The sequence below is a fragment of the Lysinibacillus sp. KCTC 33748 genome (assembly GCF_002237755.1).
Lineage (GTDB): Bacteria > Bacillota > Bacilli > Bacillales_A > Planococcaceae > Lysinibacillus.
Map to the genome: position 1 here is coordinate 173,763 of NZ_MWSJ01000001.1, position 19,959 is coordinate 193,721.

The 19,959-nt window shown below is 34.2% G+C and carries 10 protein-coding genes and 1 pseudogene; 7 read left to right on the forward strand and 4 right to left on the reverse strand.

Translation table 11 applies throughout. The features are described from left to right. Positions 1-20 precede the first annotated feature (20 nt). The 3 genes and pseudogenes from B1B04_RS00805 to B1B04_RS00815 form a co-directional block, all read right to left on the reverse strand. A pseudogene (locus tag B1B04_RS00805) lies at positions 21-1,568 on the reverse strand (putative polysaccharide biosynthesis protein); the annotation flags it as partial. After that, positions 1,565-2,305 carry a WecB/TagA/CpsF family glycosyltransferase gene (locus B1B04_RS00810; protein WP_240518156.1) on the reverse strand — a complete coding sequence of 247 codons (741 nt, stop codon included), beginning with the start codon at positions 2,303-2,305 and terminating at the stop codon, positions 1,565-1,567. The gene B1B04_RS00810 and the pseudogene B1B04_RS00805, both read right to left, overlap by 4 nt. A 626-nt stretch (positions 2,306-2,931) precedes the next feature. Then, a complete protein-coding gene (locus B1B04_RS00815; RefSeq protein ID WP_079559435.1) occupies positions 2,932-4,803 on the reverse strand; it encodes an S-layer homology domain-containing protein in 1,872 nt (623 codons plus the stop codon). Positions 4,804-5,406: 603 nt separating this feature from the next. Between B1B04_RS00815 and B1B04_RS00820 the strand changes: the two genes are divergently transcribed. The 6 genes from B1B04_RS00820 to B1B04_RS00845 all read left to right on the forward strand — a co-directional run bounded on the left by B1B04_RS00820 (position 5,407) and on the right by B1B04_RS00845 (position 15,372). Continuing rightward, positions 5,407-9,126, forward strand: a complete 3,720-nt coding sequence (locus B1B04_RS00820; RefSeq protein WP_079559436.1) for an S-layer homology domain-containing protein — start codon at positions 5,407-5,409, stop codon at positions 9,124-9,126. Between the two features lie 1,392 nt (positions 9,127-10,518). Then, a complete protein-coding gene (locus B1B04_RS00825) occupies positions 10,519-11,406 on the forward strand; it encodes a tyrosine-type recombinase/integrase (protein WP_240518157.1) in 888 nt (295 codons plus the stop codon). A gap of 5 nt (positions 11,407-11,411) precedes the next feature. Next, the gene (xerA, locus tag B1B04_RS00830) at positions 11,412-12,245 is read left to right on the forward strand and encodes a site-specific tyrosine recombinase/integron integrase (RefSeq protein ID WP_079559438.1); all 834 of its coding nucleotides are present in this window, start codon (positions 11,412-11,414) and stop codon (positions 12,243-12,245) included. A gap of 10 nt (positions 12,246-12,255) precedes the next feature. Next, positions 12,256-13,143, forward strand: a complete 888-nt coding sequence (locus B1B04_RS00835; protein WP_079559439.1) for a tyrosine-type recombinase/integrase — start codon at positions 12,256-12,258, stop codon at positions 13,141-13,143. Between the two features lie 13 nt (positions 13,144-13,156). Continuing rightward, a complete protein-coding gene (locus B1B04_RS00840) occupies positions 13,157-14,002 on the forward strand; it encodes a tyrosine-type recombinase/integrase (RefSeq protein ID WP_079559440.1) in 846 nt (281 codons plus the stop codon). A 524-nt stretch (positions 14,003-14,526) separates the two neighbouring features. Beyond that, entirely contained in the window at positions 14,527-15,372 is an 846-nt protein-coding gene (locus tag B1B04_RS00845; RefSeq protein ID WP_079559441.1) for a DNA-binding protein, read from the forward strand. Between the two features lie 247 nt (positions 15,373-15,619). Here the strand turns inward: B1B04_RS00845 and B1B04_RS00850 are convergent, their stop codons facing one another. Continuing rightward, the gene (locus B1B04_RS00850) at positions 15,620-16,000 is read right to left on the reverse strand and encodes a DUF3888 domain-containing protein (protein WP_079559442.1); all 381 of its coding nucleotides are present in this window, start codon (positions 15,998-16,000) and stop codon (positions 15,620-15,622) included. Positions 16,001-16,415: 415 nt separating this feature from the next. Between B1B04_RS00850 and B1B04_RS00855 the strand changes: the two genes are divergently transcribed. After that, complete coding sequence (locus B1B04_RS00855) at positions 16,416-19,082, forward strand: Ig-like domain-containing protein (protein WP_240518158.1); 2,667 nt, start codon at positions 16,416-16,418, stop codon at positions 19,080-19,082. Positions 19,083-19,959 lie beyond the last annotated feature (877 nt).

Here is a 19,959-nt window from a genome sequence, read left to right on the forward strand (position 1 = left end):
CCTCTCTTATTTATGACAACCTTTTTCCCGATAATCGGGATTTTCTTTAAATCTTCTTCATGAATGGCATTCATTAGCCATAATAATAGGAAATAAATAACACATCCAATTGCAATTGCAACAGCTAGGTAGCCCATCGCCCACGTTCTTGACCAGTTTTCAATGTCCAACCAAAGTGTAGGTAAACCGACTGCAGCTCCCATTAGAATAGAAGATAGGATGATTTTGACCGTATCTTTCCCCAATACAGTGAAGCGAATTGCACGATAAATAAAAATAGAATTTACAATAAATAAAACAAAGTAAACAAATAATGTTGCATAGGCAGCCCCATCTAATCCAAACGCTTGGATAAAGAAGATATTTGAAAATATCTTTAGTACAACGCCACCAAGAATGATGATAGCTCCAGCTTTGGCAGCATTCATCCCCTGTAAAATACCTGTACCAAGTAGTGTCAGAGATGTAAATACAGAGCTAAGGTTAATAACCGCTAACATTAAGCTTCCCTTTAAGTCTGTGAAAAGAGCGAGGTTTAAAGGTAAGGTTAATGCTAGTAACCCTAAAGCGGCTGGCCAGGAAATAAGATGTGTAATACGGTGTGTTCGCTCAATAATCCCACGTGTTTCATCTAATTTACGTTCGGCTAGTTTTGTTGTAATTAGTGGAACAAGCGGTAATATGATAGAGGACGCAAAAACAGTTGTAATTTGAACAAGCGTTAAGCCTCGACCATAAATACCGTAAAGAAAACTAATTTCACTTGAGTCAGCACCAGCACTTCTTAAGCCGTACGTTACTGTAAAGGAGTCAACAAAGTTAAAGAGTGCCATTGTGACAGAACCGATGGCAATCGGAATCGATATTTTTAAAATTGTCTTACCCCAGAGTGAGAAATCGTTAAATTTATATTTCTCCTTGCTCGTTACTTTTACAGATGAACGGAAATATTTAAAGCGTAAATAGAAGAGTGATGCAGCAGCCCCAATGACAGAGCCTGCCATAATCCCCCCAGCGACAATGTCATTTGAATAATCCATTGCAACTAGGAAATAGGCAACAATTAAAATTAGAGCAACACGCACTAACTGTTCAATTACCTGAGAAATCGCAGTCGGACGCATATCCCCATAGCCTTGGAAAAATCCGCGATAGACAGCCATATAAGGAGCAACGAGTAACGTAAGAGCAACAACAATTAACGCAATTTCTGTTGATGGGCCCCCTAAAGCATTTGCGATTTCAGTTGAAAAGCCATAAATGATAGCAAAACTTATGACGCCAAAGCATAGTGCTAGGATGCTTGCTGTAACATAAATTTTCTTCACATTATCTGTATCTTTTTTTGCATTGGCCTCCGCAATAAGCTTCGAAATAGCAATAGGGATTCCAGCAACCGATAAATAGAGTGCTACCATATAAACGGGATACACTAAACTGAATATACCAAGTACCTCATCGCCCGCTATATTTTGTAGCGGAATTCTGAAAATACTACCGATGACTTTAGAAAGTAGCATAGCAACTGTTAGGACAAGAGTACTTTTAACAAATGTAGACTGACTCATTTTGGTGCTCCCTGACCTTTAAATTTCATTGCGAAAACCTTTAAAGCAAATCGAGGAAGGACAAGCATTCTTCCAAAACGACTTGGCTGACGAAGCAGTCGGTAGAGCCATTCGAGATTTAATTTTTGCCAGATCATAGGAGCCCGTTTTACTGTTCCTGCGATAACATCGAAGGAACCACCAACACCCATAAATACACCTTTGCTAAATTGACCTAAATTTTCGGTAATCCATTTTTCTTGTCTTGGCACACCTAATGCAACAAATACAAGATCAGGCTGTAATTCAGCAATTTTATTTGCAATATCATTTTTGTTCCAATCAAAAAATCCATCATGATAGCCTACTACGTCAACATTTGGATACGTTTGATTGATATTTTTCACAGTCTTTTCGAGCGTTTCATTTTGCGCGCCTAACAAATAAATCTTAAAGCGCTTTGTATTGCCGACTTCTAAAAGTCGTACCATCGTGTCGTAACCAGTAACACGCTCCGGAAGCGGATCACCAAGTATTTGCGCAGCTTTCACAACGCCAATACCATCTGCACAAATGTAAGTTGCTTGCTTCAGATAATTCATGACAGTAGGATTTTCATTTGCCTGCATCACGACTTCGGGATTTGCTGTAATAACGAATGTCTTTTCTTCATGTTCAATACGATTAACGAGTAAATCAACAAACTCTTGCTGTTTACTATGTAAAAAGGGTACGCCCATAATCGTTACATGCTTCATATAGTGTTCAAACCTTTCTTTAATTCCTTTTTAACTGCAATCTATCATACCACAAAAGCAATATTGACAGGAAATTTTCGGTGGAATGATATGGGGCGAATTGTGAAAGAGAAGGGGAAGGGAAACGGACTTATAGTAGGTTCACCACTATAAATGAGGGTTGATTTCCGTTCCGACTGGTCGCTTTCCTGGGGGCGTCCGATGAGCCGCTTCCTTCACTTCGTTCAGTCCAGGGTCTCGGGCCAATACGATGTTGGTCACGAAGGCGTTATCACAGGATGTGATGGTTTTAGCCTTCGTTCCTCTATTGCTGATCCCCGAGGAGTCGACCAGTCTCCACTCCAATCAACTTTTTGCACAATCTTATAAATTACCAATATGTAGTTTCAATTTTACAGTGATTAATCTAATAAAGTACCTTTCAAAAGGCGGTAAAAACAATAATAAAAAATGGTAAAAAAATCCTCTAAATTTGAGTTTCTTCTATTATATATAGCATATAAATATTATAGAGAAATAAGCGTATCTTCATGGGGGAATTTAAATTCATCCTGGATGTAAAAAATTAGGTGTACATAAAGAGAGAGTGCGAATCGTTTTGATTCGCACTCTCTTGTTTTATAAACCTATTTTGAATCAAGTGACTTATTATTCACAATATAATCACCAAAAACCCACCCAGTTTTGCCATTATAAATTACCTTATACCAGTTACCGTTTTTTACAAAATTACCATTGGCATCTACAACACCGATGATAAAGCTCTTTGGTTTTACAGTACCTAAAATGGATGATTCAGTAGATGGCTCGCTTCTTACATTTAGCGTGATGTTCATATCGACAATCTGTAGTCCATTTTTCAGACTTACATAATCTTTAAATAGCCACCCTTCTTGTCCATTCACCTTGACTTTGTACCAACCGCCATTTTCACCGAGTACAGTGAACGAAGTATTCTTTGGTAGTTTCGTGATGATCGAGGAAGCATCCGTTGTATTCGGATAAGTTCTCATATTTAAGTCGTCAACCGTAGCCTGTCCAGTAGCCCCAGCTAAAGCCGTATCTACCGCATATTGCTTGGCAGGAGTAGGTAACGAAGTAGGGGAAGCCTGGTTTTGATAGACAGGAACGTCAAATACTAAAGTAGTCGTAGTATTAGCACCTGTTAATTCATACATGTCATAAATCTTTTGTGCTTGGAGCACTGCCCACATGACATGTGTTGCATATTGATGGACCGTTGGGTTTTCAGGATTCCAGCGCATTTTATACAATGTGTCCTGCCCTTTACTAATATATTGATCTTTCACAAATTGTGCCCCACCAATAATTGCATCCTTGATCGTGAACCATCCATTTGTATAAGCACGTTCAGCCCCATATTTATTGGCGTTTGCATCAATAGCGCCAATGCCATATACATTGTATGTTTTCTTAATAGCAGTCAGGCTATTCCGATTTTCAGTCGTGACCATTACTGCTTTACCGTCTTTATCAAGACCAACTTCAATACCGTTTGCTAATGCTGAAGATCCATTGCCTGTTTCATGCAATGCATGTGATAACAAATAGATGGCATTGACATTATGATCAACACCTGCCTGAATAAAGGCGTCTGCTGAATCGACTAAGTTTCCTTTATTATAAAGAACTTTTTCGTTGATTGTTTTTGCATTTAGATTCGTAACAGTCGTCGATAATTTTAAAAATTGGTAAAAGGACGGACTATCTTGAATAAAACTTTTAGGGTGTACATAGTATGACACTAGTGCCTCGCTAGCTGTGAAAACGCCAGCGCCATCTACTTTTGGATTATTTTTCGCCTGTTTATCCACCACAGCCTTATAGTCTTGTGAGTAGTTGGTAGTAGTATATTGCTTGCCACCAACTTCAGGTGCCTTTAAATGTATCAATCGGTAGAGTACAGTAGCCGACTCAGCACGTGTTGCTTGGGCAAGTGGCGCAAATGCATTGTTCGGCTTACCGACAATCAGCCCTAATGACACGACTTCTTGTACATCGGCATAGGCCCATTTAGCGATACTAGCATTGTCAGTAAACTTAAGAGGGGAGGCAGTCGTCTTGATGTTTTTGTAATCGAGAGCTCTTTTTAGCATGGCAGCCATTTGCTGACGATCAATTTTGTCGTTTGGATAAAACGTTCCATTTGCATTACCTTTGACTAATTGATAGTGACTCGCTTGCTTTATGACACCATAATACCAATCTCCTTCACGTACGTCCGAGAAGTTTGGTTTCGTAGATACTTCTGGTAAGTCAAGTGCTCTTACGAGAAATGCGGTGAATTCAGCACGAGTGACAGAATCATTCGGGCGGTAATTGCCTGAATCATCCCCTTTCATTAAATCGTGTGTAATAAGATAGTTCATTTCATAGTAGGCCCAGTGCTTAGAAATATCTTCTGCTGCTACATTTGTAGGCGCGAAGTAGAACATCGCAATAAGCATGGCCCCGAAAATCGAGAGTTTACCTTTCATTCTTTAAGCCCCTTTCAATAGTTGATAAGATCCTATCAAACTATTAAAAGTGTAGCATAAAAATAGGTAATCTATTGTTACAACATGGGAACAGGTCCATTTTTGCAGTAATAAAATCGAAAGAAAAGACATTCCTCATTTGGAAACCACGTTATATATTACTGTTTCTTTACAATTATGACTAATTATTTACGGAAGTCTTTAATATTTGACAATTTCGTATCTATTCCAGAAAATGCTTGGATAATGTTGAGAGTCAGGTATAATAGGAAATGGTTCTATATGTTACCAACCTGAATAAGGTAAAAATATTGGGTTATAGTGGTTACCATAATATAACCGGTAAAAAAAACTTATATATCTAAATTTATGTCGTAATGCTTGAATTTAGAGAAAGATAGTGTTATATTATTGTGGAAAGTGAATAAATTTACTAGAATGGTATTCTAATACTGTTTTTCTGGTGGATTTTACTAAAAAAATTTGCTTGTAGGTTTTTTTATTATTCAAGGAAGCTATAATACATACATTTAAGCAAAGCAGTACTATAGTTTTCGTTAGGATAATACCAATTTAAAGGAAATGTTAGGGAGGAATACAATAATGGCAAAGCAAAACAAAGGCCGTAAGTTTTTCGCGGCATCAGCAACAGCAGCACTAGTTGCAGCAGCAATCGTTCCTGCAGCATCAGCAGCAGAATCAACTACAACAATCAAGGACTTCGATAAAGTTTCAGATTGGGCAAAGGAAGATGTTAAAGCTTTAGTTGAAGCAGGAATTATCTCAGGAGATGAAAAAGGAAACTTCAACCCAACTAAATCAATTACTCGTGCTGAAGCAGCTCAAATCTTCACAGGCGCTTTTGAATTAGAAGCTGAAGGTACTGTAGATTTCAAAGACGTTAAAAAAGACGCTTGGTACTATGATGCAATCGCAGCTACTGTAGAAAACGGAATTTTTGAAGGTGTAAGTGCAACTGAATTCGCACCAGCTAAAAACTTAACTCGTTCAGAAGCAGCTAAAATTCTTGTAGAAGCTTTCGAATTAGAAGGTGAAGCAGATCTTAAAGATTTCGCTGACGCTTCAACTGTTAAACCATGGGCTAAATCTTACCTAGAAGTTGCTGTTGCAAACGGCATTATCAAAGGTGTTGAAGTTAATGGTAAAACAAACCTAAACCCAAATGCTTCAATCACTCGTCAAGAATTTGCGGCAGTATTCAATCGTGCTCTTGAAAATGAAGTAGATAACGCTGTAAAAGTTGATAAAGTTGAAGTAGTTGACGCTAAAACTTTAAACGTAACTTTAACTGATGGTACTAAAGAAACTATCACTTTAGAAAAAGCTCTAGAGCCTAACAAAGAAACTGAAGTTACTTTCAAAATCAAAGATGTAGAATACAAAGCAAAAGTTACTTACGTTGTAACTACAGCTACAGCTGTTAAATCTGTATCTGCAACTAACCTTAAAGAAGTAGTAGTTGAATTCGACGGTACTGTTGATAAAGAAACAGCTGAAGAAGCTTCAAACTACACTTTAAAATCAGGTAAAGCAGTTAAATCTGTTAAGTTATCTGATGACAAGAAAACAGCAACTGTTACAGTTGTAGGAACTCTTGCAAATAACAAAGCTGATGCAATTAGCATTTCAAATGTAAAAGCTGGCGATAAAGTAATCAATGTGAAAAACGTTGAATTTACAGCAGTTGATAACAAATTACCAGAAGTTACAGCAGTTAAATCTTTAGGAACAAAATCAGTGAAGCTTGAATTCAGTGAGCCAGTTAAAGGTTTACAACAATCTAACTTTACTTTAGATGGTAAAGCTTACTTCGGTAAAATTACTATGGGCGCTAACGATCGTTCTGTTATCTTAACTCCATTCAGTTCAACTGCTCTTTCAGTTGGTGATCATAAACTAACTACTACTGGTGTTAAAGATTATGCTGATTTCGTTTCATTATCTTCAACTCACGACTTCAAAGTTGTAGAAGATAAAGAAGCTCCAACAGTAACTGAAGCAACTGCAACTTTAGAATCTGTTACTTTAACATTCTCTGAAGATGTTGATGTTGAAACAATCAAAGCTTCTAACGTTTATTGGAAGTCTGGAGATTCTAAGAAAGAAGCTCATGAATTTGAAGCAATTGCTGATAACAAATACAAATTCTTCTTTAAAGAAGAAAAAACTCTTCCAACAGGTAAAGTAGATATTCATGTAGAAGGCGTTAAAGACTTCTCTGATAACCAAATTGCAAAAGATACAAAAGTTACTGTAACTCCTGAGATTGATCAAACTCGCCCAGAAGTGAAAAAAGTAACTGTAACAGATGCACGCGTTATTAAAGTAACATTCTCTAAAGCACTTAACTCAACAAGTGTAGAAGATGTGAAAAACTATACTGTATTAAATAAAGACGGTAAAGTTGTTTCAGTTCAAAATGCAAAATTAGACCCGAATGATTCTAAAACTGTAATCATCAACTTATATTCAGATCTTTCTACAGGTGAAAACAAACTTACAATCAAAAATCTTAAAGATGCTACTAAGCTTCAAAACACAATGCTTGATTACAGTGATAAAATTGTAAGAGGCGACAAAGACGCTCCTGAATTTGATTCAAAAGTTGTTAATACAAAAGAACGCCGTGTAGTTCTTACATTCAACAAGAAAATGAATGTTGATACTTTAGTTGATTATTCAAATTATCTTGTGAAAGTTGACGGTAAATTACAAACTTTATCATCAGATTTAGCTGATATTTCAGTAATGCAAGATGGTACTACTGTAGTTATTACATTCGCAGAAACACGTGATGGAAAAACTATTGATTTTGTAAATGCTGGTTCAGGTAAAGCTAATGTATCAGAATTACAAGTACTTGGAGTAAAAGATGTTGCAGGTAACTTATTAAAAGAATTTGCAGATACTACAACAGGTACTGGGAAAAATATCATTAAATTAGAAAAATCAACTGATTTAGCTTTAGCTGATATCGACCAAGATTATAAAGGTATGAAAGCAGAGTTAGTTGATAAAAATACAATTAAAGTTAAATTAAACGCTGGTGTTAAATCTGCTTCTACAGGAGCATTCTCTTACGAAATTGCTGGTGTTGAACAAGTTAAGGATGTAGAAATCGACGGTACTTCAACTGTAAAAGTTAAGTTCAAAGATGGTGTTCTTGGAACTTCTGCTGCTGATTTAAATTTAAAAGTTGATTTTGCTAAACTTGTAACACTTGCTGGAAACACTCCAGAAGGTTTTGATTTCATTAAAGTAACTTCTACATCTACTAACTTATTAGATTCTGTAAAACCAGAAATTACTGATAAAGGTGTTTACGAGGTAGATGGTAACAAAATTACAATCAATTATTCAGAAGCATTAAAAATTGATGAAATTGCTGCTGGCAACCAAGATTTAATCGATGCTGATTTCCTTATTACTCGTGTATCTGACAATAAGGAATTAAACGTTGGTCAATACGATGTTGCTGTAAACGGTAAAAAACTTGTAATTACACTTTCAGATGCTCGTACAGTAGACACATCTTATAAAGTATCTGTAAAAGAATCAGCTAAATATGTAATTGATCACTCAGTTGCTAAAAATACACTTACAAAATCAACTGGTGAATCTGCATTAGTAAAAGCTACTGCTAATGCTAATGTTACTGGTACACTTACACATACAACTCCAGGTGCTGCTCTAACTGCTGGAACAGCTCAAGTTAACAAGCTAACTGTTACTACTCCTGCTAATGCTGATGGTAACATTACGGTTACGTTTAATGATGGTACACCTGTTGTTAAAACAGTAGCGGTTCTTAATGGTGATACTGCAGCTCAAGTTGCAGCTAAAATCAACACTGCATTCGCTGGTTTAACAGGTTGGACTGCTTCTAACCCTACAGGAACAGCTGATGTTGTATTTACAGCTACTGCAGCTGCTGCTGATAAAGCAGTAACAATTACAACTGTTGATACTGGTACAACTGGTGTTGGTACTCCAGCAGGTACTCAAGTAACTGCTGGTGTTGCACCAACTACTGGAACAAAGCAAGTTGAAACATTAACTGTTAATGGACCTGCAATTTATGCTGGAGATATTAAAGTATCATTTACTGATGGTGGTACACCTGTTGTTAAAACAGTAACGGTTGCTGCTAGTGAAACTGCAGCTCAAGTTGCTACTAAAATCCAAGCTGCATTCGGAACTGATTTAACTGATTGGACTGTAACTAGTTCAGGTGCTGATGTTGTATTTACAGCTAAAGCAGAATTAGCTAATAAAACTGTTACTGTAACAGTTGCTAACTAATTTATAGTTACTCGATTTCGATTCTATTAAATAGAATATGAATGTGAAAGAGTCCTGTAGAGAGTAATCTTTACAGGACTTTTTCCTTTTACTAGAATAATTCTGGTACGTGGAATTCTAACTTCTATTATAAAATTTCTAACTGTTACTTTCTAAAGACAGGTGAAAATCCTGTTCTTGTAAAACAGTCAAACTATAAGTACCTAATCCTCCTGCATTCAATGCTATAAATGAAATACTCAAAAGGGATGAAGTTTCATATGAAATTGTACTCGGTGATACCGGGCGGAATTCTAAATAAGATTTCTATGGTTAGGCATACGAATCTATTAATAAAGGTAAGATAGTATATGGTGTTAGATTAAGTTAGGAGCTCACTGTACATCCTTGTAGACACAATGCTATAGTGTTGATTGAAGAATTGACAGTTAAACTTGCCGTTCTTATACCTGGAAAGTAAACCAAAGGTAATTAAAAAGAGAGATGGTAGTGATATTGAAGTAGTGCAAATGACTTCTTTAATTTCTAGCTATTTCATCTGATAAAATGAGTGATTCATGCTGTTATTTGGTTTGAATGACAAACCCAGATGTTGAGAGAGGTGGGTTTAATGCTAGTAACCTATAGAAAAATTTGATTGGCTAAATACCTTTCAAGGTTTTTCTTTTTTGAGGAGTAATCTAGTACCGGTTAAATACTTTCTATAAAGAAAATAAGAATAACATCATATAAAATAACCTGATAGCAACATTAAAGGGGAAGGATCTCGAAAAATTTTACCTGATATAAGTTTAAAATAACGCAAGTAGAATGCTTCCAGATGATTTCTTGTTAGCACTTTTTATTTACAAATCTTATTTTCGAGACAGTGCAATGAGGATACCAATTCCTTATTACTCCAAAACCAATTTGTTCAATTACACAACAAAGGTAAAGGAAGGAAATCTTTAGCGATTTACTAAATCTCTTAAAGTTTTATCGTATAAACGATAAATAACAGACATAATCTCCTCTTCTATTTCATCAACAAATTCAAATACTTGTTCGTCTTCAACGTTTTCAACATTCTTATCTGCTACTATCGCAGAGCACCTCACCTTATAAAGATTAGACCTATTTATATTTTCACATGTGAATACTTTTATAATTGTTACATCAGCTCAGTTTTGTAATGTTAAAAAATCTTAAGTTGTCTTTTCTAAAAGAAGCTTTTTAAATTTTATTTTGTATTTTTAAGCATAAATATAGATATGCATATAGATTATATTTTGAGTGAACATTTACACTTTTCCTTTTATATAACTATTCCATTTTTATTTATAGGTTTAAAAAATATAAATTTGGTAATAACTATACTAATTTATTAACCTGAAAGGAGTTAAAAGAATAAAAGTGACACAGAAATACTGGGAAAGCACTCGAGAAGATATCCCGATATTAACAAGAAAAGTTATAAATGAATATTTATTGAGTTTAAAGTTGACTAATAAAGCAGAAGCCACTATTACAAAATATCGATGGATACTAGAGAGATTCTTTTCGGAGTGTTTAGTTTCTTTGGGAGAATTAACATCGGGGGATGTACTTACATGGTTGAATAAGTTTTCAACTGGCAAAAATACGAAAACATTAAATCTCTTTTTATCAACTCTTTCTTCATTCTTTCGATTTTGTCTAGAGGAAGAGTATTTAGAAAACATGGTAATTAAAACAAGATGGAGACTTAAAATACCTCAAGGATTACCAAACTATTTAAATGAGCAAGAATATGCTCAGGTGAAATTGGCCGCAGAAAAATTGCCTCTTCGTGACCGAGCGTTAGTTCTTTTTCTATTTTCTTCAGGATGTAGGAGGGCAGAAGTCGCGAAACTATGTATTGAGAATGTTAATTTGGATCGCAGAACAGCTGAAATACTAGGAAAAGGGAATAAATATAGACAAATACATTTTTCAGTGGAATGTGCCATTGTTTTAAAAGAGTATTTATTAACTAGAACATATGAAAAAAAAGATCCTTTATTTATGAATAAATTTGGTAATAAGCTTCAATCGAATGGGATCTATAATGTTGTCAGGAAGCTAGGGAAAATGGCCGGACTTTCAAAACCTTTATTTCCTCATTGTTGTCGGCATACATTTGCGACAAATTTGCTGGCAAGAGGAGCCGATCTTCAATTTATTGCCGATGAATTGGGGCATGCAGATTTAAATACGACTCGAGTTTATGCACGGATTCCAACAGAAGATTTAATGTTAGCTTATCACAATATTATGGGGTGAAAGTAATGAATAGTGAAATTCAACAATCTTTTTTCAATGATTACCAATCTCGATTTAGCTCAGAAACAATACGGAGTTACAAAATATCCATTAAACAATTTTTTTTACATTGTGAAAAAAATTATGATGAAGTAAAAGCAATGGATATACGAGCTTGGCTTGCTTCTATGGAAGAAAAAGGTCTTAAGGCGAAATCTATTAATTTGAAATTAACAGCATTAAAAACTTTTTACCGATACTGCATGGAAGAGAATCTATTAAAAAAGAATCCGACTTCAACTGTACATTCACCAAAAATTAACGACTCACTTCCATATTATTTAAGCAAGAAAGAACTAGCACTTCTTCAGGAACTAGCTCAGGAGGATCTCCGAAATAGAGCTATTGTTGAAGCGTTATATGCAACAGGAGTTCGAATCAGCGAGTTATTAAATATAAAGTTAGAAGATATAAAGTGGGATAATCGGCAAATTTGGATACGGAAAGGAAAGGGGAATAAAGAGCGATTTGTATTATTCAGTTACGATTGTGCAGAACGGTTAAAAAGTTATCTGAATCAACGTGAAATCAACAGCAAATATCTCTTTTCAAATTCAAAAGGAGAACCTATAAGTCGTGATTTAGTAGAATGGCTTTTTAGGAAATATACAAGTTCGTTAGGTTTTAAAGTAACACCACATACTTTGCGCCATACATTTGCTGCTCATTTAGCTGAAAAGGGGATGGATTTTTACTATATCCAGGAACTATTAGGTCATGTGAATGTTAATAGCACACGTATATACACTCGTCTTACAAATCATGCACGTAAGAAACTGTATGACCAATTTCAAATTTAGGGGGATGTTTATGGAAAAATATTGGGAAGTGAAAACGGATTTTTTTAACAAGGAGAATCAGAAAATAGTTAATGAATTTCTATTGAACATGAAAGTGGCAAATAAAAGTTTCAATACAATTAATAACATAAGATATTTTATGCAAGCCTTTTTTAAAGAGCTGGAAGTATCCTATTCATCTCTTGTGTCAAATGATATTCAGGAGTGGTTACTCAAACATGATAAGTGTTTAAAAGAAAATACGATTAGGTATCGTGTAAGTGCTCTCACTCAATTTTATACTTTTTGCGTGGAAGAAGGATATATGGATAAGTCACCAATTAAATCAAGATGGATGCCTCGTAGTCCGAAGCCTGTACCAAGATATTTGAACAGACAGGAGATTGCAAAAGTTCGCCAACAAGCTGAGCACTCCTTTCTTCGGGATCGTGTGATCTTAGAATTTCTAGTAACTTCAGGTTGTCGTGTAGGGGAGGTATATCAACTTGACAAAAAAGATGTCGATTTAGAAAATCGGACTGCACAGGTGGTTGGCAAAGGGTCAAAGATTCGCCAAGTTCATTTTTCCGAAAAATGTAACCTTCTATTAGATCGTTATCTTCAATCTCGAAAAGATGATCATCCAGCCCTCTTCATATCAAGTAAGAAAGATCCTACTCGACTTTCAATTAGACGGATTGCAAGGATATTAGAGCGAATGGGTAAAAGAGCTAAATTATCAGGATCACTTCACCCACATCGACTTCGTCATACGTTTGCAACAGAATTATTGGCCAAAGGTGCAGACCTTTTATTTATTGCAGATGAATTAGGGCATTCAGATATTACGACAACCAGAATATATGCAAGACTCCCAAAGCAAGAACTTATCTCAATGTACAGAAAGTATATGGGATAAGGAGGATGGGGAAATGGATGTAGAAGTTTGTATAAAACATTTTGTATTAGATTATAAATTTCGTATGAGCCCTGGTACATTGAAGGCATATCAAATTGCCATAAAACAACTTATTAACCACTCCGAAAAAACAGTGGAGGAAATTACAGCGAGTGATATTCGGAAATGGTTTGAGTATCTACTGACTCAAAAAGGATACCAACAAAGTACCATTAATCGTAAGATATCTGCATTGAAACTTTTTTTTAATTATTGTTTAGAGGAGGGACTTGTCTCACAGGACCCAACAAAGAATATAAAGTATGTGTATGTAAAGGAAAAACCTCCTCGCTATTTATTAAAGGAACAGCTCACTCAACTTCGAGTGTTTTTAGAAGGACGAACTCAAGAAAGAGCAATTATGGAAGTCTTATATTCGACGGGTGCAAGAATTAGTGAATTGTTTGATATGGAGAAAAAGGATGTTAACTGGACAGAAAGGTCTATCATTATTCCAGAAGGAAAAGGGGAAATAGGGAGAATAGTTTTATTTACATTAGAGTGTGCAGAACACTTGAAAGCATACTTAGATAGCCGGACAGATAATTCCCCTGCGTTATTTGTAGTATTAAACTCTGATGGTACATCTACAAACGATGTCAATATTTTGGAAGAATGGTTTCGTTATTACTCGAAAAGATTAGGTTTTAAGGTAACACCGCACATTTTACGACACACTTTAGCTGCACATCTAGCACAAAAGGGAATGCCAATTGAGGGTATTCAGACCTTGTTGGGACATGAAAGGTATCAAACTACCCGAGTATATACCAAGTTGTTCGATCATGCTCGTAAGGAAATGTATGATGATTTGATGTAAAATAACCTCTTTTTATATGAAGAGAGAGAATTGCTTAAAGAATCCTGTTTTCTCAAAGATTGTTGCTGTTAAAACTAAAAAACAGATTTAATCTACAAAACGTGTAGAATAAATCTGGCTTTTTGGTTTGATTTTTCGTGAATCGAAAATTAAAGCACCCAGTTAGTTTAAGTACATTTATTCACAATCAATGTGTGTGAAAAACTGATTTTCTAGATTAGTATACATTATTATTGTAACAATTTGTGTATTGTTGGACTGATAATGCGGGTTTGAATGCCTGATAGTATACGTTATTATTATTTGATAATGTTTGTACTGCGTGTACTAAAACGATTAATAGTGGTAAATATTGCTCGTTTGTATTTTGATCCGTAGTTATGTAGAAAAGATTGATAATTTTAATTTTGTTGGATTTTTATGTTAATATAATTAATGTCGATGCTTACTCATTTATTAGTATCTATTCCCAAGTGAAACAAACCAATAAAGGGAGATTATGTAATTGAAGAATGGTGGTATTTATGAAATTTAAATCTGGAATTATTGTAATAGCAATTGGATTAATATTTGTTATAGCAGCAATCTGTAGACTCTTTGGGTATTCAGTTCCAAGTTCGGTAGTAGCTCTAATATCAGTTATCGCAGCACTCATTAGCCTGTCAGATGTACTAGATATAACAAAATCTAAAAAATATACTGTCTATGTACAAGGAATGGCTCTTATTTTATTTGTTATAGCAATGATTATGTGGCTATTTCCTAATCTAGCAAACTCTTTATCATTACCTAGTATTGGTGATGTTTTTACGATCCTAGGATTAGGTTTTGTTATTAGTCTTTATGGATGGAAGGAAATCTTAGAAAGTAAAAAAGTAAATGAAATAAAAGTAAATAATGAGTACAAATTTAAACTAACCGAGTTTGAGTATAATGAAATGATGCAACTTAATGACATTATTGAGAGGTTAAAAAACTTAGATCGAGAATTCTTTCCTTATAATAAGGTACATGATGGTTGGGCCCAATTTTCTGATAGTTTAGCTGAACATTGGAATAGATGGAAAGGTCCATTCTATGATGGAATGAATCGAAAAAACTATTTTGAATTTCTTCGTGTTTTAGATCAAACAGCCGAAAAAATAGGAGATGTAGCAGATCCAGACTACAGAAAATTTAACACTAGAATAGTTAAGATGTGGGAAGATTCAATTGAGGTTACATGCCAGCCAAGAATGAACAATATTCATATAGCAAGTATGGACGATGTTTCTAAAGAGATTCAAAAAGTACTAATATTGTGGGACGAAGTTAAGAATCCAATAACCAAACGTTATGAAAAAGAAAGAGCAGAGCTGAAGAAAAAGTAAGAAAGTAGCTGAGTGGTAATCGTATTTATTTTCTAACTTGAAAACAAAAAAATAACTTCGAAGTTGTTTTTTTGCTGTGAAGTAAAGATACTGGACAATAATAAGGTATACTAAATATAAAAATGTATTTAAACGTATTTAAGGGGATAACACTTAAATACGTTTTTTTGTTGTTTAATAATGTTTGTACTGTGTTATTGAACTAATGCCCCGATTAGATGAATAATGTAGAAACCTTTATAAGGAATTACTTTTGAATTTTATTTACTGAAACCCCTTCTGTTGTTACATGATAGTTTAATGTAATAGGACCTTCAGGTGGATTAAAAGGACCTGTATAAGTATCATATTTTACTTTCACGGAAAAATCATACTGAGAATATCCACCAGTTAATCGTTTGATTTCTAATATTTCTGCATCCCAAAATGCATAACTACGACTTGGATATTCCTTATTAATCACTTTCCTTGCATAGGGGTCTAATAACACCAATAATACATCATAAAAATCAGAATGTATTTCTTTGGCACTGACATTCTCTGCTATCTGTGGTCTTTTCCAAGTTACATATAAAACAGTTGTTAAACTAATTAATAACAATAAAAATATTACTGATATCTTTTTCATCTAATCACCTACCTTTTTAAAAGGTAGTATTTGCTTTAGACAAAACAATATTCTTGTATTAAATTGCGCCGTGTTAGTTGAATAATAAAGAGCATCTGATGAAAAGTTGACTCTTTCAAACCTCTAAATGCATCTTCTGGAAGATAATCTTGGGAACGCATAAAGAATTATAATAACCGTCGTATTAAATATGTATAATATCTATTTCTTAGGTAATCGTAAAAAGAAAAGAAAAATAAAAAAAGTAGCCAATTTATCTTTGAATAGATTAGCTACTTTTATATTTAACCTACATTTACCGTGGGTTGTTCTTCTTGGATAGCCTTAATATGCTCTGTCCTCATAAACATACTTAACCTGAATATCAAAAATTTTTAGATACCCCATTGAACCTTTGATACGACAAGGTTTGGGATTGTTTTTTTGCTTTTTCAATAACATGGAAACTGCAACTAACCTTAAACAAGTAGTAGTAGAATTTGACGGTAAAGTTGATCCAGCTACTGCTTCTGAAGAAGGCAACTATGCAATTACTGGTACTAACGATCCAGAAGTTGATACTGCAGTAGTTTCTGAAGATGGTCGCTCTGTAACGTTAACTCTTAAACAACAATTTGAGAATCAATCTGAATATAAATTAACTCTTAACAACATTAAAGCTGGCGATAAAGTTTTAAATGAAAAAGATTTAAAATTCAAGCCTCTTGACAATACAGTACCAACTGTAGCTAAAGTTGAAGCTTTAGGTAATAAAACTATTCGCGTTCAATTCAGCGAGCCAGTTAAAAATGCTACAACATCACAATTCCAAATTGATGGTAAAGTAGTTGTTGGTTCAATCCAACCTAACTTAAACACAGTAATCCTTAAATTATCTAATACTTTAACAGATGGAGAACACACTCTAACTGCTGAAGGTACTGAAGATTACAACAACTTCAAAACAGTGAAAGCTGACACTAAATTCAATGTTGTTGAAGATAAAACTGCTCCAACTGTATCAGTTGTAAGTGCTTCATTTGAGAAAGTAGTTCTTAAATTCTCTGAGCCAGTTGAACAAGTATTTGCTTCAAACATCTACTGGATGCAAGGTGGAACTAAAAAGCAAGCTTCTTCTTTAAAACAACTTGCTGATGATAAATATGAATTAACATTTGCTGGTGACAATAAACTTGTTTACACAACAGACTTATATGTTACTAACGTAAAAGACTACTCTGGTAACGCTATTGATAAAGATACAAAAGTTCAAGTAACACCTGTAATCGATCAAACTCGTCCAGAAGTAATTAGTTCTACATTTGTTAAAGATTCTAACAACAAACAAATCACTATCAAATTTACAAAATCATTAGATAAAGATACAGCTAAAAAAGCTGCAAACTATGTGATTAAAGATAAAGATGGTAAAGTTCAACCAATCTCTACTACTGTTAATGTAGATAAAGATAAAGAAGTAACAATTACTTTACTTGGTAATTTAAAAGATACTACTGATTACACATTAAGTGTAAATGGTGTAGCTGATAACACTACATTGAAAAATGTAATGCTTCCATACACTACAACTTTATCAGTTAAAGATGTTACTGCACCAACATTTGACAAAGTAACACGCTTAAGCGAAAAACAACTTTATGTTGCATTTAGTGAAGCAATGGCTACAAGTGGAGACGGTAACATCGTTGATGTAGATAAATATACTGTAACTGACACAGAAGGTAAAAAATTAACAATTTCAGGATTTACTGTAACTCAAGATGCAAAAGGAGTTATTCTTAACTTCAGTAAAGCTCTTCCAGAAGTAGAGAAAAAAGATGACTCTAAATTCAAAGTAAAAGTATCACTTGTAAAAGACTTAGCTGGCAATCATTTAGACGGATATACTAAAGAGCGAGTTGTTGAGTCACATACAGCAACTGCTATTAAATCAGTTGAAGCTACTGCAAAAAATAAAGTTGAAGTAGAATTCGCTAACCCAATTCAATCACTAGTTCAAGGTGACTTCAAATTTACTGATTCTGAAATTGCTCATTATGAACTTTCTAGTAATGGTAAAACAGCAACTTTCACATTAAAATCAGATTTAAATGAAGATGCTACAGTTACAAAAAGTAATACTAAAGTATTCTTAACTGTTGCAAATCCATCAACTATTGATGTATTAGGTAACAAAATTGATAAAACTGTAACACCAGTTGCAGTTGCTGACAAAATTGCAGCTACTGTTGATGCTGAAAATATAACTTCTGTTGAAAATAGCCAAAATGAAATTAAAATTACTTTCAACGAAGCTGTTAAACTTACAGGTGACGCAAAAACAGATTTCGAAGTATTAAATGGTCTAAATACAGATAAAAAAGATAAAATTGAAATTACTGGTGTGAGATTAGATAAACCAACTCAGGTAGATGGTGTGGATACTAGTAAAACTGTTATCTTAACTCTTAAGAACGATCCAAATTTAGTTGCTGCAACAGTTGAAGTTGCAAACCCACGTTTTGTGGCTGATGTAGCTGGTAATACTATTGCTAAAATCGAAAAAGCTTCTGTAGAGTTGGATAAAAAAGGTGCAGAATCAGCACTTGATACTGCCAAAAAAGATTTAAACACTGCAATCGCTAATGCAGTAGCAGCAAAAGCTACTGGTACTGAAGGTGTAGAAGCTGGTAACCAAGTTGTAGGAACTAAAGCAGCTTTACAAAAAGCTATTGATGCAGCAACATTAGTTAAAAACAATACAGCTGCTACAGCAAAAGACTTAAATGATGCAAAAGCAGATTTAAATACTGCTATTGAAGCTTACAATGCTGCTGCTACAGTTGCAAAAATCGATTTAAAAGATGTAACTTTAGCTGAAGCTGCTAATGACACTGCTAATGATACTGTTGCAGTTTCAGGCACTGAAGTTCTTGTTTTAACTTCTTCTGCTACTGGTACTGCTACAGTAATTGAAGATGCTGGAAAAATTAAAGTAACTGGTGTTAAAGAAGGTAACGCAACTATCACTGTTCAAGTGAAAGACAAAGCTGACGGTAAAGTTATCAAAGCTGGTACTTTTAACGTAACTGTTACTAAGTAAGCTTAACTTGCAGCAAAGATTTAAATAACAAGAAAAAAAAAGCTCTGTTGAGACATCTCTTCAGAGCTTTTTTCCTTTTGCAAAAAATATTTTATAGGCCCTAGTTTATCGAAAAATACTAATTTTAAACTAAATAAAACTTATGTACAAAGGTTATCTAACTTTGGTGACTTCTGTATGTAAGTTTTAATATTTATCTCCCGATTGATTTAATACTAAAATATAACTCTCGAGTGTATTCGGATCGTATTGGGACATGAAAAGTAACAAACTATCCGTATATATACCAAATTGTTCAATCATGTTCGTAAGGAAATGTATAATGAATGGATGTAAAAAAACTTATTCTATATGAAGAGGGAAAGTGTTTAAAATAGCAAAAGCTAGCTATTTCCTTTTTATACTCCATTGAAATACCAATACGATGTTAATCAAATTATATAGTATGTACAACAACTTTGTATGGGCTTAGCCCTGTTACAGCCTAGTTAGTCAATTTCCTTTACCTTTGTTGAAGAACAAAATGATTTTGGTTTGGAGTAATAGAAAAATCTTTAGCGATTTACTAAATCCCTTAAAGTCTTATCGTATAAACGATAAATAACAGACATAATCTCCTCGTTATTTCATCAACAAATTCAACTACTTGTTCATCTTCAAGGTTTTCCACAATCTTATCTTCCACTATCGAAGAACACCCATCTTATAAAGATTAGACCTATTTTTATTTTATCTCATGAGAATGCTTTTATAATTGTTCCATTAATAGCTCAGTTTTGTAATGTTAAAAAGTCTTAATTTATCTTATCTAAAAGAAGCTTTTTCGTTTTGTATTTTTAAGCATAAATATAGATATGCCTATAGATTATATTTCGAG

Bases quoted from the DNA above. Each gene is read 5' to 3' on its own strand.
- B1B04_RS00815 (WP_079559435.1), bottom strand. From the start codon at position 4,803: ATGAAAGGTAAACTCTCGATTTTCGGGGCCATGCTTATTGCGATGTTC.
- B1B04_RS00850 (WP_079559442.1), bottom strand. From the start codon at position 16,000: ATGAAAAAGATATCAGTAATATTTTTATTGTTATTAATTAGTTTAACA.
- B1B04_RS00810 (WP_240518156.1), bottom strand. From the start codon at position 2,305: ATGAAGCATGTAACGATTATGGGCGTACCCTTTTTACATAGTAAACAG.
- B1B04_RS00840 (WP_079559440.1), top strand. From the start codon at position 13,157: ATGGATGTAGAAGTTTGTATAAAACATTTTGTATTAGATTATAAATTT.
- B1B04_RS00845 (WP_079559441.1), top strand. From the start codon at position 14,527: ATGAAATTTAAATCTGGAATTATTGTAATAGCAATTGGATTAATATTT.
- B1B04_RS00835 (WP_079559439.1), top strand. From the start codon at position 12,256: ATGGAAAAATATTGGGAAGTGAAAACGGATTTTTTTAACAAGGAGAAT.
- xerA (WP_079559438.1), top strand. From the start codon at position 11,412: ATGAATAGTGAAATTCAACAATCTTTTTTCAATGATTACCAATCTCGA.
- B1B04_RS00820 (WP_079559436.1), top strand. From the start codon at position 5,407: ATGGCAAAGCAAAACAAAGGCCGTAAGTTTTTCGCGGCATCAGCAACA.